The sequence below is a fragment of the Streptomyces sp. NPDC052064 genome, from assembly GCF_055585925.1.
Genome location: NZ_JBVJJE010000007.1, coordinates 314135 through 328890, shown reverse-complemented (window position 1 = coordinate 328890; position 14756 = coordinate 314135). Strand labels below are relative to the sequence as shown.

Genomic DNA, 14756 nt, shown 5'->3' with positions numbered 1-14756 from the left:
GACGGCCGATTTCCGGGAGACGACCATGAGTTGTCCGGCACGACTGCCCGCCGCTAGGTCCCCGCACAGCCGCACGCTAAGGTCTCCGGACGTGCACGTTACTGATCGGTAAGGGGATTCGGCATGCAGCTCGGTATCAACCTCGGCTACTGGGGTGCCGGAATGGACGCGGACAATCTGGCCGTCGCCCAGGAGGCCGACCGGCTCGGATACGCCGTCTGCTGGGCCGCCGAGGCCTACGGCTCCGACGCCGCCACCGTACTGACCTGGGTCGCCGCCCAGACCGAACGTATCGACGTCGGCTCCGCCATCTTCCAGATCCCGGCCCGCCAGCCCGCGATGACCGCCATGACGGCAGCCACCCTCGACTCCCTCTCCGGCGGCCGCTTCCGGCTCGGCCTCGGCGTCTCCGGCCCGCAGGTCTCCGAAGGCTGGTACGGCGTCAAGTTCGACAAGCCGCTGGCACGTACGCGTGAGTACGTCGAGATCGTCCGCAAGGCCATGACGCGCGAACGCCTGTCCTACGAGGGCCGGCACTGGACGCTGCCCCTTCCCGGCGGCCCGGGCAAGCCCATCAAGCTGACCGTGCACCCGCAGCGCGAGCACATCCCGTTGTACATCGCCGCGATCGGCCCGAAGAACCTGGAGCAGACCGGCGAGATCGCCGACGGCGCCCTGCTGATCTTCCCCTCCGCCGACCACCTCGAGGACACGACGATCAAGTACCTGCGCGCCGGACGCGAGAAGGCCGGCAAGACGCTCGACGGCTTCGACATCTGCCCGACCCTCCCGCTCGCCGTCGGCGACGACAAGGACGTCGCCGCGCTCGCCGACACCTTCCGCCCTTACACCGCGTTGTACGTCGGCGGCATGGGCAGCCCCAAGCAGAACTTCTACAACCAGCTCGCCCAGCGCATGGGCTACGAGAAGGAGGCCGCCGAGATCCAGGCCAAGTACCTGGCCGGCGACAAGCAGGGCGCCGCGGCCGCCGTACCGCACGAGCTGATCGACAAGACCACGCTGCTGGGGTCCGTCGACCGGATCGCGGACCGGATGAAGGCCTACGCGGAGGCCGGCGTCACCACCCTCAGCCTCGCCCCGGCGGGCTTCACCCTCGACGAGCGGCTCGCGTCCCTCCGCGCCGGCACGGAGGCCCTGGAGCGTGCCGGGCTCGCCTGACACGGCGGAGCCCGGCGGGGTTGTCTGCGGCCGTGGTGGGGGCTCGGGGGTCTTCCCCGCCACGGCCGTCACGCAGAACAACGCCGTACGCCCCCGGCGGTTACGCCGAGATCTCCCCCGTCCCGGGGCACGACCGCCCGCAGGCCTGCCGGTCTCCCCTGTCCGCCATTCGGCGGAGTTGTCCGACGTACCTGTTGCACCACCTGCCCCGCCGCACTTGACTCGTTCTGTGCGGAATCCTGCGGAATCACGCAGCACGCGCACGTGCGCGGGAGAGGTGCTCACGATGCTTTCGGCCAAGAGTGTGTTCCAGGAGATCCTCGCCAACGACGAGTCCTTCGCCCTGTTCTGCTCCATCGCCGCGAGCGGCGAGTCCCAAGGCGGCTGGGAGAACGCCCGTATCGCCGCGCTCGTCCCCGACAGCGAGCGGGAACTCGCCCCCAAGATCACCCGGCACGGCGCCGACGAGGACAAGCACGGCCGGATCTTCAACGCCCTGATGAAGAAGCGCGGCCTCGACCCCGTCCCGGTCCCGCCGGAGACCGACTACACGATGCTCCTGGAGAAGAACGGCATCGGCCTCGCGCACGAGCAACTGGGGCGCGACGAGCGGCTCACGGTCCAGGACATCGTCACGTACCTCTCGCACAGCAGGGTCACCGAACAGCGCGCCTCCGAGCAGATGGAACTGCTCCGCAAGTACTTCGCCGACGACCCCGACATCGGCCGCGCGGTCAAGCAGATCTCCAACGACGAGGACAACCACCTCGCCTACTGCCACGAGGAGCTGCTGCGCTTCGCCCGCGCGGGCCACGGCCGGGCCATCCAGCGGATCCTGCGCGAGTGCGCGCTCGCCGAGATCCGGATCTACCGGGACGTCAGCCTCGCGGTCATGGCGAACATGGGCCGCATCCTCGGCTGGTCCAGGGCCAAGTCGGCGGTGCTCGCGGCGGGCATCCACGCGATGTACGCGTACGAACGGCTGGGCGGCTGGCGCCGGATGGTGTCGCTGAAGCTGCCCGAGCGCCGCGACGCCCTCGGCGGGCCCGCGTCCGCGGCACCCGAGTTCGTCTGAGACGGCCCGGTCTACAACCAGCCCCGGTGCTTGAACAGCCGGAACACCAGCACCTCGAGAACGGCCATCACCGCGATCAGCACCGGATAGGACCACTCCCAGCGCAGCTCGGGCATGTGCTCGAAGTTCATGCCGTAGATCCCCGCGAGCATCGTGGGGATCGCGGCCATGGCCGCCCACGCGGAGATCTTCCGCATGTCGTCGTTCTGCCGGACGCTCATCTGCGCCAGATGCGCGGAGAGGATGTCCGACACCAGCCGGTCCAGATTCTCCACGGACTCGTTCACGCGCGTGAGGTGGTCGCTCACGTCCCGGAAGAACGGCCGGGCCCGGTCGTCCACGAACGGCACCGCCACGCCGGACGGCGCCGTGCCCGCCAGCCGGCTCATCGGCAGGGCCAGCGGCCCGGTCGCCCGGCGGAACTCCAGGACCTGCCGCTTGAAGTTGTAGATCCGGGACGCGGTGTGCCGAGAGCCCCCGCCGTCCGGTGAGAAGACCTCCGCCTCCAGCCCCTCCAGGTCGGCCTGCAACTCGGTCGCGACGTCCAGGTAGTGGTCGACGGCGGCGTCGGTGACCGCGTAGAGCACCGAGGTGGGGCCGTTGCCCAGCAGGTCCGGCTCGTGCTCCAGCCGGTGCCGTACGGCCTTGAGCGGGGCGCCCTCGCCGTGCCGTACGGTCACGACGAAGGAGTCGCCCAGGAAGATCATGATCTCGCCGGCGGAGACGGTGTCGCTCTGCGGCTCGTACGCCACCGGCTTGAGCACCACGAAGAGCGAGTCGTCGTACACCTCCAGCTTGGGCCGCTGGTGGGCCTTGAGGGCGTCCTCGACGGCCAGGGGATGCAGCCCGAACTCCTGGGTCACGAGGTCGAATTCGCGCTCCGACGGCTCGTGCAGCCCGATCCACACGAAACCGCCCGCCGCACGGGCCTCACCCAGGGCATCGGAGAAGTCCTCCGGCCCTTCCGACCGGTGTCCGTCGCGGTAGATGGCACAGTCGACGATCACGAAGCGAGTCTCCCGTCACTCGAACGACACCGTACGCGCGCGTGCGCCTACGCTGGACCGCATGCCCACGTTGATCCTGGTCCGGCACGGACGTTCCACCGCCAACACCGAGGGACTGCTCGCCGGCTGGACGCCCGGTGTCGCCCTCGACGAACGCGGCGCGGCGCAGGCCGCCGCGCTGCCCGGGCGGCTCGCCGAGCTGCCCCTCGCCGAGATCGTCACCAGCCCGCTCCAGCGCTGCCAGGAGACGATCCGGCCCCTTCTCCAGGCCCGGCCGGAACTCACCCCGCACACCGACGAGCGCATCGGCGAGTGCCACTACGGCGACTGGTCGGGGCGCAAGCTCGACGAGCTCAAGGACCAGCCCCTGATGGAGGTGGTGCAGGCGCACCCCTCCGCGGCGGCGTTCCCCGGCGGGGAGTCCATGCGTGCCATGCAGACACGCGCCGCCGAGGCCGTACGCGAGTGGAACGCGCGCGTGGAGCGCGACCACGGCGCCGACGCCGTCTACCTCATGTGCTCGCACGGCGACATCATCAAGTCGCTCGTCGCGGACGCACTCGGACTTCATCTGGACCTCTTCCAGCGGATTTCCGTTGAACCGTGTTCCATCACCGCGATCCGTTACACACGACTGCGGCCGTTTCTCGTCCGCCTCGGCGACACCGGCGACTTCACGTCCCTGGTGCCGCGCGAGGAACCGCCGGGCGACGAGGCCCCCGTCGGGGGTGGTGCGGGCGCACCGTGATCGTCGGCCGCAGTAGGGTGAAGCGGTCGCAGCAGTGCCGTGGTCACACGGTTCCCACGATTCCAATGGAGACAGGACGTGTCCCGTCAGGTGTTCCTCTACGACCATCCGGAGCGTTTCGTGGCCGGTACGGTCGGACTGCCCGGGCGCCGTTCGTTCTTCCTCCAGGCCTCCGCCGGCTCCCGGGTGACCAGCGTGGCCCTGGAGAAGACCCAGGTCGCCGCGCTCGCCGAACGCATGGACGAACTGCTCGACGAGGTCGTACGCCGTAGCGGAGGCAGCGCCTCCGTCCCCGCCGTCGCACCGTCGGAGATCACCGACACCGCTCCGCTGGACACCCCCATCGAGGAGGAGTTCCGGGTCGGCACCATGGCGCTCGCCTGGGACGGCGAGGAGGAGCTGATGATCGTCGAGGCACAGGCGCTCGTCGAGCTCGACGCCGACTCCGAGGAGGACCTCGCCGAGGCCGAGGAACGACTGCTCCAGGACGAGGAGAACGGACCACCGATGCTGCGGGTCCGGCTCACCGGCGCGCAGGCGAGGGCCTTCGCCAAGCGCGCCCTCGACATCGTCAACGCCGGGCGGCCGCCGTGCCCGCTGTGCAGCCTCCCGCTCGACCCGGAAGGACACGTATGTCCGCGCCAGAACGGATACCGCCGCGGAGCGTGACACCTCCTCCGGACGCCACCGAACTGCTCGCCCGGGGCGAACTCACCGTGCGCGGACGCATCCGTGAGGCGTCCAACGCGGCCCTGTACTGCACGGTGTCCCACGACGGCCGGGACGCCGCCTGCATCTACAAGCCGGTCGCCGGGGAGCGGCCCCTGTGGGACTTCCCCGACGGGACGCTGGCCCAGCGCGAGGTCGCCGCGTACGAGGTGTCCGAGGCGACCGGCTGGGGCCTCGTCCCGCCCACCGTGCTGCGGGACGGCCCCTACGGCGAGGGCATGTGCCAGCTGTGGGTCGAGGCGGTGCCCGAGGCGGAGCTGCTCGCCCTGGTCGACGGGGAGGAACCGGAGCCGGGCTGGAAGGCCATCGGCTTCGCCGAGATCGGCGAGGGCCGCACCGCGCTCCTCGTGCACGCGGACGACGAGCGGCTGCGGCGGCTCGCGGTGCTGGACGCCGTGCTCAACAACGCCGACCGCAAGGGCGGGCACCTGCTGCCGACCTCCGAGGGGCGGCTGTACGGGATCGACCACGGGGTCACCTTCAACGTCGAGAACAAGTTGCGGACCCTGCTGTGGGGATGGGCGGGGGAGCCCCTCACGCGGGAGGCCGTCGACGTCCTCGAAGGCCTCAGGAAGGACCTGGCGGAGGACGGCCCTCTCACCGCTCGGCTCCAGCCGCTGATCACCGGCGCCGAGATCGACGCCGCACGCGCGCGTGTCGGCGCGTTGCTCGCCTCGGGGAAGCATCCGGAGCCGAGCGGGGAATGGCCGCCGATTCCATGGCCACCCGTCTAGCAGCACAGCCGCCGGTTCGCCGCAAGAGCGCCTTCTCGGCCGTCCGGCCCGCTCCCATTCGTATATGGAACTCCAGTCCGGTTAGGCTCAAGGCATGCATGCCTGGCCCGCTTCCGAGGTCCCCGCCCTGCCTGGTCAGGGCCGCGACCTGAGGATCCACGACACCGCGACCGGCGGTCCGGTCACCCTCGACCCCGGTCCCGTCGCCCGTATCTACGTCTGTGGCATCACCCCGTACGACGCCACGCACCTGGGACACGCGGCGACCTACAACGCGTTCGACCTCGTGCAGCGCGTGTGGCTCGACACCAAGCGGCAGGTTCACTACGTCCAGAACGTCACCGACGTCGACGACCCGCTCCTGGAACGCGCGCAGCGCGACGGCCTCGACTGGGCCGCGCTCGCCGAGCAGGAGACGGCCCTTTTCCGCGAGGACATGACGGCCCTGCGGATGCTGCCGCCGCGGCAGTACATAGGCGCCGTCGAGGCGATACCCGGGATCGTCCCGCTCGTCGAGCGGCTGCGGGACATGGGCGCGGCCTACGAACTCGAAGGCGACGTCTACTTCTCCGTCGAGTCCGACCCGCACTTCGGCAAGGTCTCCGGGCTGGACGCCGCGGCGATGCGGCTGCTGTCCGCCGAGCGCGGCGGCGACCCGGACCGGCCGGGCAAGAAGAACCCGCTCGACCCGATGCTGTGGATGGCGGCCCGGGAGGGCGAGCCCAGCTGGGACGGCGGATCGCTCGGGCGTGGACGGCCCGGCTGGCACATCGAGTGCGTGGCCATCGCCCTCGACCACCTCGGCATGGGCTTCGACATCCAGGGCGGCGGCTCCGACCTGGCCTTCCCGCACCACGAGATGGGCGCCTCGCACGCCCAGGCCCTCACCGGCGAGTTCCCCATGGCCAAGGCGTACGTGCACGCCGGCATGGTCGCCCTCGACGGCGAGAAGATGTCCAAGTCCAAGGGCAACCTGGTCTTCGTCTCCACACTCCGGCGTGACGGCGTCGACCCGGCCGCCATCCGGCTCGCGCTGCTCGCCCACCACTACCGCGCCGACTGGGAGTGGACCGACCAGGTCCTCCAGGACGCCGTCGCGCGGCTCGGCCGCTGGCGGGCCGCCGTGTCCCGGCCCGACGGACCGCCGGCGGAGGCGCTCGTGGAGGAGATCCGCGAGGCCCTCGCGAACGACCTGGACGCCCCGGCCGCACTCACCGCGGTCGACCGCTGGACCGCGCAGCAGGAGCAGAACGGCGGCACGGACGAGGGCGCCCCCGGGGTGGTCTCCCGCGCCGTGGACGCACTGCTCGGCGTCGCGCTGTAGCCGGCCACAGCCAGAGGGGGCGTCTTCCGTTCGGGAGACGCCCCCTCTGGCGTGCGGGTGCTGCGATGGGCCGCCGGCAGGCCACGGTGGCGTCTCCGGCCTGCTCGTCGGCGACGGATGGGCAGCGAGATGGCTGCCGTGGGGCTCTGGCGGCCCCGAGGGGCTCCGGGTCCGTCCCCCCCCCCGCGCCCGCTTGCCGTCGCCGACGCGGGTGGCGAGGTGGTGCGGTGGGGCCCGGGCAGGCTGCGACGGCTCCTTTTTTTGGGGGGGGCGCCTGCTGTCTGCTCGTCGTCGCCGACGGCGTGGGTGACGAGGTGCTCGGATGGGGCCTGGCAGGTGGCGAGGGCCGCGGGCGTGTCTCCCCGCCCCGGGCGCCCGCCCTCACCGGCAAGGGTGACAAGGTGCGGCAGCGGAGCCCCGGCAGGCCGTGCGAGCTTCGGTGGTGTGTCCGGCCTGCTCGTCGTCGAGGGCATGGCGGCGAGGTGCTGGGGTTGGGCCCTGGCAGGCTGCGCGGGCTCCGGTCGCCGCTCCGGCGTGCTCGTCGTCGCCGACGGTAGGGGTGGCGAGGTGCTGCGGTGGCCCCCGCCAGGCCGCGAGGCTGTGGGCGCGTCCCCCGGCGCTCGCTCGCCGCCGCCCGGCGTGGGCGGCCCGCGGCAGGCGAGGATCGTGCCTCAGTCCTCGGACGATTCCTCGTCGTCCGTGCCCGGCTTGGGTGGCTTCGGCGGGCGTGTGCGGCCGCTGGGGTTGTCCCGCAGGTACGACGTGCTGTCGCTGCCGTCCGCCGTGGCGTGGCCGCCGGAGGAGGGCGGTCCGCCGCCGTCGCGGCGGCGCAGATAGCGCTCGAACTCGCGGGCGATCGCCTCGCCCGACGCCTCCGGCAGCTCGGCGGTGTCCCGGGCCTCCTCCAGCGACTGGACGTACTCGGCGACCTCGCTGTCCTCGGCGGCCAGCTGGTCCACGCCGACCTGCCAGGCGCGCGCGTCCTCGGGCAGCTCGCCCAGCGGGATGCGCACGTCGATCAGGTCCTCCAGCCGGTTCAGGAGGGCCAGCGTGGCCTTCGGGTTCGGCGGCTGCGACACGTAGTGCGGCACCGCCGCCCAGAGGGAGACGGCCGGAACGCCCGCGTGTGTGCAGGCTTCCTGGAGGACGCCGACGATGCCCGTGGGCCCCTCGTACTTGGTCTCCTCCAGGTCCATGCGGCGGGCCAGGTCCGGGTCGGACGTCGTCCCGCTGATCGGAACCGGACGGGTGTGCGGGGTGTCACCGAGCAGGGCGCCCAGGACGACCACCAGTTCCACGCCGAGTTCGTGCGCGAAGCCGAGCAGTTCGTTGCAGAACGACCGCCACCGCATGGACGGTTCGATACCCCGGACGAGGACCAGGTCGCGTGGCTTGTCCCCGCCGACCCGGACCACCGACAGCCTTGTCGTCGGCCACGTGATCTTGCGGACGCCGGCTTCCATGAACACCGTGGGGCGGTTCACCTGGAAGTCGTAGTAGTCCTCGGCGTCCAGCGCAGCGAAGACCTCGCCCTTCCACTCCCTGTCCAGATGCGCGACCGCGGTGGAGGCGGCGTCGCCGGCATCGTTCCAGCCTTCGAACGCGGCCACCATGACCGGGTCGATCAGCTCGGGAACCCCCTCGAGCTCGATCACCCAGCGCCTCCTTCCGACGTGCCCTCGCGTACCCCCCAACCTTACGGCGTGCCAAGGGGGCGCCCGCAGCCCCCTCGCAGGGGGAGTGACCCCATCACTGCCCCGCGATCCACCCCGGAACACACTGGATTCATCCGAGCTGTCAGTGAGGCCCTGGTCACAGCGTGGAGCGCAGCCACTGCTCCACGCTCGCGATGTGCACCGTCGCCCAGGAACGCGCCGCCTCGGCGTCCCGGTCCCGCAGGGCCGCGAGGATCGCCCGGTGCTCGCGCAGGGTGCGGCCGACCGCGTCCTCCTGGGTCAGGCCGCGCCAGATCCGGGCCCGGGTGGTGGGCCCCGACAAACCGTCGAGCAGCGAGCACAGAACCGAGTTGCCCGAGCTCTGCACGATCCCCCGGTGGAACTCCAGGTCGCAGGCGACGAGATCCTCCACGGACGGGTCGTCGCCGAGCTTGTCCAGCTGGGCCGTGAGCGCGTCCAGTTGCTGCTCGCTGATCCGCAGGGCCGCCATGGCCGTCGCGGCCGGCTCCAGGATGCGGCGTACGGCCAGGAACTCCAGGACCGTGTCGTCGCGGTGGAAGTCCACGACGAAGCTCATCGCCTCCAGCAGGAGTTGCGGGTCGAGGCTGGTGACGTACGTGCCGTCGCCCTGCCGGACGTCCAGGATCCGGATGAGGGACAGCGCGCGCACTGCCTCCCGCAGGGAGTTGCGGGACAGGCCGAGGTCGGCGGCGAGTTCGCTCTCCTTGGGCAGCCGGTCGCCCGGCCGCAGCGCGCCGGAGACGATCATGCCCTTGATCTTCTCGATCGCCTCGTCGGTGACTGCCATGGCCGGCCTCCCTGTCGCTCAAGACCTCCGACGTGTCAGGCCATTATGGGGGGTCGGGAACGCGGAAGGGGCGGCTCCGTCGGCGTGGAGCCGCCCCTCCCGGAAACGGGATCCCCCAGGTTGTGCCTACCTCTTGTCGAGCAGGTCCTGGACCTTGGCGCGGACGTCGTCCGTGGCCAGGCCGCGGATCGTCAGCGTCGTGCGGCGGCGCAGCACGTCGTCCTGCGTCTCGGCCCACTCGTGGTCCCGGGCCCAGACGACCTGTGCCCAGATCTCCGGGGCGTCCGGGTGGACGCGCTCGGCGAGCTCGGGGCTCTCGTTGGCCAGGCGGGCGATGTCGAAGGCCAGCGAGCCGTAGTGCGTGGCCAGGTGCCTGGCGGTGTCGGCCGCCATGCGCGGGCCGGGCGCCGGGCGGTCGGTCAGCAGCCGGTGGGCGACCGCGCGCGGGTTGGCGATGCCGGGCAGCGGCAGCTTCTTCGGCAGCGAGCCGATGGGCTCGAAGTCGTCGCCCAGGGGGTGACCCGGCAGCGACTCCAGCTTCTTCATGATCGTCCGGCCGATGTGGCGGAAGGTGGTCCACTTGCCGCCCGCGATGGACAGCATGCCGCCCTTGCCCTCGGTCACCACCGTCTCGCGCTTGGCCTTCGCGGTGTCGCCGGGACCGCCCGGCAGGACGCGCAGACCGGCGAAGGCGTAGGTGATGAGGTCGCGGCTCAGCTGCTGGTCGCGGACGGAGAAGGCGGCCTCGTCGAGGATCTGGGCTATGTCCTTGTCGTTGACCGAGACGTCCGCCGGGTCGCCCTCGAACTCCTCGTCGGTGGTGCCGAGGAGCAGCATGTCCTCCCAGGGGAGGGCGAAGGTGATGCGGTACTTGTCGATCGGGGTGGCGAGCGCGGCCTTCCACGGGGAGGTGCGCTTCAGGACAAGGTGCGCGCCCTTCGACAGGCGGATGGACGGCGCGGCGTTCGGGTCCTCCATCTTCCGCAGGTGGTCGACCCACGGGCCGGTCGCGTTCAGCACCAGCCGGGCGCTGACGCCGAACTCGTCGCCGGACAGGCGGTCCTTCAACTCGGCGCCGGTGACGCGGCCCTGGGTGAAGCGCAGGCCCGTCACCTCGGCGTGGTTGAGGACGACCGCGCCCGCTTCGACGGCCCCGCGGACCGTCATCAGTGCCATGCGCGCGTCGTTCATCTGGTCGTCGCCGTACACGGCCACGGCCTTGAGGTTCTCGGTGCGCAGCTCGGGCACGTCCTGCGCGGCCTTGGCCGGCGAGAGCAGATGCCCGACGCCGTCACCGAAGGCCGACAGCGCGGAGTAGGCGAAGACGCCCGCCCCGAGCTTCGCCGCACCATGCGGCCCGCCCTTGTACACGGGGAGGTAGAACGTGAGCGGGTTCGCCAGGTGGGGAGCCACCTGCCGGGAGACCGCACGGCGCTCGAAGTGGTTCTCCGCCACCAGCTTCACGGCGCCGGTCTGGAGGTAGCGCAGACCGCCGTGCAGCAGCTTGGAGGAGGCGGAGGAGGTGGCACCGGCGAAGTCGCCGGCGTCGACCAGAGCCACCCTGAGGCCGGACTGCGCGGCGTGCCAGGCGGTGGAGATGCCCAGGATGCCGCCGCCGATCACGAGAAGGTCGTACGACGCCTTGGCGAGCTGCTCCCTGGTCTCGGCTCGGCTCGGGTTCGAGCCGGAGGACGGGCGCGTCCCCAGGGCAGGCACGGACTTCAGGGTGGACTGAGTGGTCATGCTGTTTCTTACTCCTCGTCCTCGAGCCAGCCCATGGTCCGCTCGACGGCCTTGAGCCAGCTCTTGTACTCACGGGCGCGGGTCTCCGCGTCCATGCGGGGGGTCCACTCGGCGGCCCGGCGCCAGTTGGCGCGCAGGTCGTCGGTGCTGTTCCAGAAGCCGACGGCGAGGCCGGCGGCGTAGGCGGCGCCGAGGCAGGTGGTCTCGGCGACCATCGGGCGCACCACGGGGGCGTCCACGAAGTCGGCGAGGGTCTGCATCAGCAGGTTGTTGGAGGTCATGCCGCCGTCGACCTTCAGGGCGGCCAGCTCGACGCCGGAGTCCTTCGTCATGGCGTCAGCGATCTCGCGGGTCTGCCAGGCGGTGGCCTCCAGGACGGCACGCGCCAGGTGCGCCTTGGTGACGTACCGGGTCAGGCCGGCGATCACACCGCGGGCGTCCGAGCGCCAGTAGGGGGCGAACAGGCCGGAGAAGGCCGGCACGAAGTAGGCGCCGCCGTTGTCCTCCACCGACAGCGCGAGCGTCTCGATCTCGGCGGCCGTGGAGATCAGGCCCATCTGGTCGCGCATCCACTGCACCAGCGAGCCGGTGACGGCGATCGAGCCCTCCAGGGCGTAGACCGTGTCCTGGTCGCCGATCTTGTAGCCGACGGTCGTCAGCAGGCCGCTGTACGAGTTGATGATCTTGTCACCGGTGTTCATCACCATGAAGGTGCCGGTGCCGTAGGTCGACTTGGTCTCACCCTCGGCGAAACAGGTCTGGCCGAACAGGGCCGCCTGCTGGTCGCCGAGCGCGGAGGCGACGGGGATGCCGCCGAGCAGGTCGCCCAGCTTGCCGCCGGTGATCTCGCCGTAGACCTCGGCGGAGGAGCGGATCTCGGGCAGGATCTGCTTCGGGACGCCGATCGACTCGCAGATCTTGTCGTCCCACTGCATGGTGTGCAGGTTCATCAGCATCGTGCGGGAGGCGTTGGTGACGTCCGTGACGTGCCTGCCGCCGTCGACACCGCCGGTCAGGTTCCAGATGACCCAGGTGTCCATGGTGCCGAAGAGGATGTCGCCCGCCTCGGCGCGCTCCTTCAGCCCGTCGACGTTGTCGAGCAGCCAGCGGGCCTTCGGACCGGCGAAGTAGGAGGCGAGGGGGAGGCCCGTCTCGCGGCGGAAGCGGTCCTGGCCGACGTTGCGGCCGAGCTCGCGGCACAGGGCGTCGGTGCGGGTGTCCTGCCAGACGATGGCGTTGTGGACCGGCTCACCGGTGTTCTTGTCCCACAGCACGGTCGTCTCGCGCTGGTTCGTGATGCCGATGGCCTTGATGTCGTCACGGGTGATGCCGGCCTTCTCGATGGCCCCGGCGACGACCTCCTGGACGTTCGTCCAGATCTCCGTGGCGTTGTGCTCGACCCAGCCCGGCTTCGGGAAGATCTGCTCGTGTTCCTTCTGGTCGACGGACACGATCCGGCCGTCGCGGTCGAAGACGATGCAGCGGGAAGAGGTGGTGCCCTGGTCGATGGCGGCGATGAAGGGGCCGGCGGTGTGCGCGTCGGTCACTGTGTGCTCCTGGAAGTTCCGGGTTTATGGGGCTTTACGTACGGCGCGTGCCGAGAGTTTCGCAAAGGCGCGAGGATCGCTTCTAGGCGAACGCGACGTTGTAGATGCCGGCCGCGATGGCGCCGCCGATCAGCGGACCCACCACGGGGACCCAGGCATAGCCCCAGTCGGAGCCGCCCTTGTTGGGCAGGGGCAACAGGGCGTGCACGATGCGCGGACCGAGGTCACGGGCCGGGTTGATCGCGTAGCCCGTCGGGCCGCCGAGGGAGAGGCCGATGGAGACCACCACGAGCGCGGTGATCAGGGCGCCCAGGGTGCCCAGGCCGTTGCCCTTGTCGTTCAGGCCCTGGGTGAGCACGGCGAGCACCAGCACGACGGTGCCGATGATCTCCGTGGCGACGTTCTGCCAGGCGACCCGGACCTCGGGCCCGGTGGAGAAGACGCCCAGCACGGGGCCGGCGCCCTTCTCCTGGGCCTCGACGGCCTTGGCCGTGGTGGCCTGTGCGCCCGGACCGCCGACGATCTCGCGGTCGGTGAGGTGGGCGTGGAACTGGCCGTAGTAGGCGATCCAGACCAGGGCGGCACCGATCATGGCGCCGAGGATCTGTCCGGCCCAGTAGACCGGGACGTTCTTCCAGTCGCCGTCCTTGATCGCGATCGCCAGGGTCACGGCGGGGTTCAGATGGGCGCCGGACAGCGGCGCAGTGGTGTAGACCGCCGTGAGCACCGCGAAGCCCCACCCGAAGGTGATGGCGAGCCAGCCGGCGTTGCGGGCCTTGGATGCCTTCAGCGTGACGGCGGCGCAGACTCCGCCGCCGAGGAGGATGAGTATGGCGGTACCGATGGTCTCGCCGATGAAGATGTCGGAGCTGGACACCCGCGACTCCTTTGTCCTTCGTCCAGGGGTGAAGTTCTTTACCGGCCTGGCGTTGTCACACTCTAGCGCGTATTGCCGGTAGCTGTTCGACAATGTCGACCGATGGACGGGAGTCTTGCTTCGGCGTTACGAGCACGTCAAGGGCTGTGTTGTCGAAAACACGATCGTTACTGATCGCCGCGGCCTGGTGGATCTCCGGCGGCAGGTGAGCGCGGGCATGCCGCGGGGCCGGAACGCCCTGCGGCGCCCCGGTCCCTCGTGTCCCGTCAGAACCGCCCGGCACCCAGGTCCCGCGACACCGCGCGGGCGCAGTCCCGGACCGCCGCGATCAGCTCGGGGCGCAGCGCTCGCTCTTCGTCGGACCGGCACAGCCGCTCCACGGCGCCCGTGATGCCTACCGCGCCGACCGGCATGCGCCGCCGGTCGTGGATGGGCGCGGCGAGGGAGGCGACGCCCTCCCAGGTCTCCTCGACGTCCGCCGCGTAACCACGCGCGCGTGTGACGTCGAGGATGTGCTCGAAGGCCTCCGGCTCGCACACGGTCCGGTCGGTGAACGCCTTGCGGTCGGCCTCCAGGGCCTCGCTGTGCGCCACCGGGTCGTAGGCGGAGAGCACCTTGCCCAGGGCCGTGGAGTGCAGCGGCTGCATGGCCCCGATCTCCAGGACCTGCCTGCTGTCGTCGGGCCGGAAGACGTGGTGCACGATCAGCACGCCCTGCTGGTGCAGGACGCCCAGGTAGACGCTCTCGCCGCTGGACCGGGCCAGGTCGTCGGCCCACACCAGGGCGCGCGCCCGCAGCTCGTGCACATCGAGGTAGGTGGTGCCCAGGCGCAGCAGCTCCGCGCCGAGCTGGTAGCGCCCGGAGGTGTCGTCCTGCTCGACGAAACCCTCCTGCTGGAGGGTGCGCAGTATGCCGTGGGCGGTGCCTTTGGCCAGGCCCAGCGACGAGGCGATGTCCGACAGGCCGAGCCGCCGCTCGCCGCCCGCGAGCAGGCGCAGCATCGCGGCCGCCCGTTCGAGCGACTGGATGTTCCGTGCCATCGCCGTACTGCCTCCGTCCCCTTCGGCCGCCGACCAGCGGCGCCCGCAGCCCTTGTTCGGCAATGTCGAACACTACCGGTCGTTGCCGACCTCTCGCTAATGGCGGGTCGCCATTTGTTGCGCCGGCGGGTCGCCGTGTGGGCATCGGCGCCGCCCGGGGGTGCGTCACAGATGGCTCATCAGTGGCACAGCAGCCGTTCGGGACGCCATCCGCGTCCGCCCCGTGGACGCCCTGCCCATCCCGGCCCGCTCCCGGTTACGCTGGCGCC

The 14756-nt window shown here is 70.9% G+C and carries 13 protein-coding genes; 6 read left to right on the top strand and 7 right to left on the bottom strand.

Annotated features, from left to right (window positions below; translation table 11 throughout):
- Positions 1-123 precede the first annotated feature (123 nt).
- Both ACZ6TU_RS21180 and ACZ6TU_RS21175 read left to right on the top strand, forming a co-directional pair.
- Complete coding sequence (locus tag ACZ6TU_RS21180) at positions 124-1179, top strand: LLM class F420-dependent oxidoreductase (RefSeq protein WP_467675655.1); 1056 nt, start codon at positions 124-126, stop codon at positions 1177-1179.
- Between the two features lie 286 nt (positions 1180-1465).
- Positions 1466-2254, top strand: coding sequence for a ferritin-like domain-containing protein (locus tag ACZ6TU_RS21175; RefSeq protein ID WP_467675653.1), 789 nt, complete (start codon positions 1466-1468; stop codon positions 2252-2254).
- An 11-nt stretch (positions 2255-2265) separates the two neighbouring features.
- Here the strand turns inward: ACZ6TU_RS21175 and ACZ6TU_RS21170 are convergent, their stop codons facing one another.
- Positions 2266-3261, bottom strand: a complete 996-nt coding sequence (locus ACZ6TU_RS21170) for a magnesium and cobalt transport protein CorA (RefSeq protein WP_469550208.1) — start codon at positions 3259-3261, stop codon at positions 2266-2268.
- Positions 3262-3322: 61 nt separating this feature from the next.
- Between ACZ6TU_RS21170 and ACZ6TU_RS21165 the strand changes: the two genes are divergently transcribed.
- The 4 genes from ACZ6TU_RS21165 (at position 3323) to mshC (ending at position 6796) form a co-directional block, all read left to right on the top strand.
- Positions 3323-4009, top strand: coding sequence for a histidine phosphatase family protein (locus ACZ6TU_RS21165; RefSeq protein WP_359191569.1), 687 nt, complete (start codon positions 3323-3325; stop codon positions 4007-4009).
- A 78-nt stretch (positions 4010-4087) separates the two neighbouring features.
- Entirely contained in the window at positions 4088-4678 is a 591-nt protein-coding gene (locus ACZ6TU_RS21160) for a DUF3090 domain-containing protein (RefSeq protein WP_467675649.1), read from the top strand.
- The gene (locus ACZ6TU_RS21155) at positions 4642-5472 is read left to right on the top strand and encodes an SCO1664 family protein (RefSeq protein ID WP_469550204.1); all 831 of its coding nucleotides are present in this window, start codon (positions 4642-4644) and stop codon (positions 5470-5472) included. The genes ACZ6TU_RS21160 and ACZ6TU_RS21155 overlap by 37 nt, the downstream gene beginning before the upstream one ends.
- 94 nt (positions 5473-5566) lie before the next feature.
- Positions 5567-6796: a cysteine--1-D-myo-inosityl 2-amino-2-deoxy-alpha-D-glucopyranoside ligase gene (mshC, locus tag ACZ6TU_RS21150; RefSeq protein WP_467675645.1), complete on the top strand. Its 1230-nt coding sequence runs from the start codon at positions 5567-5569 to the stop codon at positions 6794-6796.
- A gap of 671 nt (positions 6797-7467) precedes the next feature.
- Here the strand turns inward: mshC and ACZ6TU_RS21145 are convergent.
- The 6 genes from ACZ6TU_RS21145 to ACZ6TU_RS21120 all read right to left on the bottom strand — a co-directional run bounded on the left by ACZ6TU_RS21145 (position 7468) and on the right by ACZ6TU_RS21120 (position 14487).
- Entirely contained in the window at positions 7468-8451 is a 984-nt protein-coding gene (locus tag ACZ6TU_RS21145) for a PAC2 family protein (protein ID WP_388061893.1), read from the bottom strand.
- Between the two features lie 157 nt (positions 8452-8608).
- Positions 8609-9280 carry a FadR/GntR family transcriptional regulator gene (locus tag ACZ6TU_RS21140; protein ID WP_150479914.1) on the bottom strand — a complete coding sequence of 224 codons (672 nt, stop codon included), beginning with the start codon at positions 9278-9280 and terminating at the stop codon, positions 8609-8611.
- Between the two features lie 126 nt (positions 9281-9406).
- Positions 9407-11023 (bottom strand): glycerol-3-phosphate dehydrogenase/oxidase, encoded by a 1617-nt coding sequence (locus ACZ6TU_RS21135; RefSeq protein ID WP_467675643.1) that lies wholly within the window; start codon positions 11021-11023, stop codon positions 9407-9409.
- An 8-nt stretch (positions 11024-11031) separates the two neighbouring features.
- Positions 11032-12570, bottom strand: a complete 1539-nt coding sequence (glpK, locus tag ACZ6TU_RS21130) for a glycerol kinase GlpK (protein ID WP_467675641.1) — start codon at positions 12568-12570, stop codon at positions 11032-11034.
- Positions 12571-12652: 82 nt separating this feature from the next.
- Positions 12653-13447 (bottom strand): MIP/aquaporin family protein, encoded by a 795-nt coding sequence (locus ACZ6TU_RS21125; protein ID WP_086600090.1) that lies wholly within the window; start codon positions 13445-13447, stop codon positions 12653-12655.
- A gap of 266 nt (positions 13448-13713) precedes the next feature.
- A complete protein-coding gene (locus ACZ6TU_RS21120) occupies positions 13714-14487 on the bottom strand; it encodes an IclR family transcriptional regulator (protein ID WP_467675639.1) in 774 nt (257 codons plus the stop codon).
- Between the last annotated feature and the right edge of the window lie 269 nt (positions 14488-14756).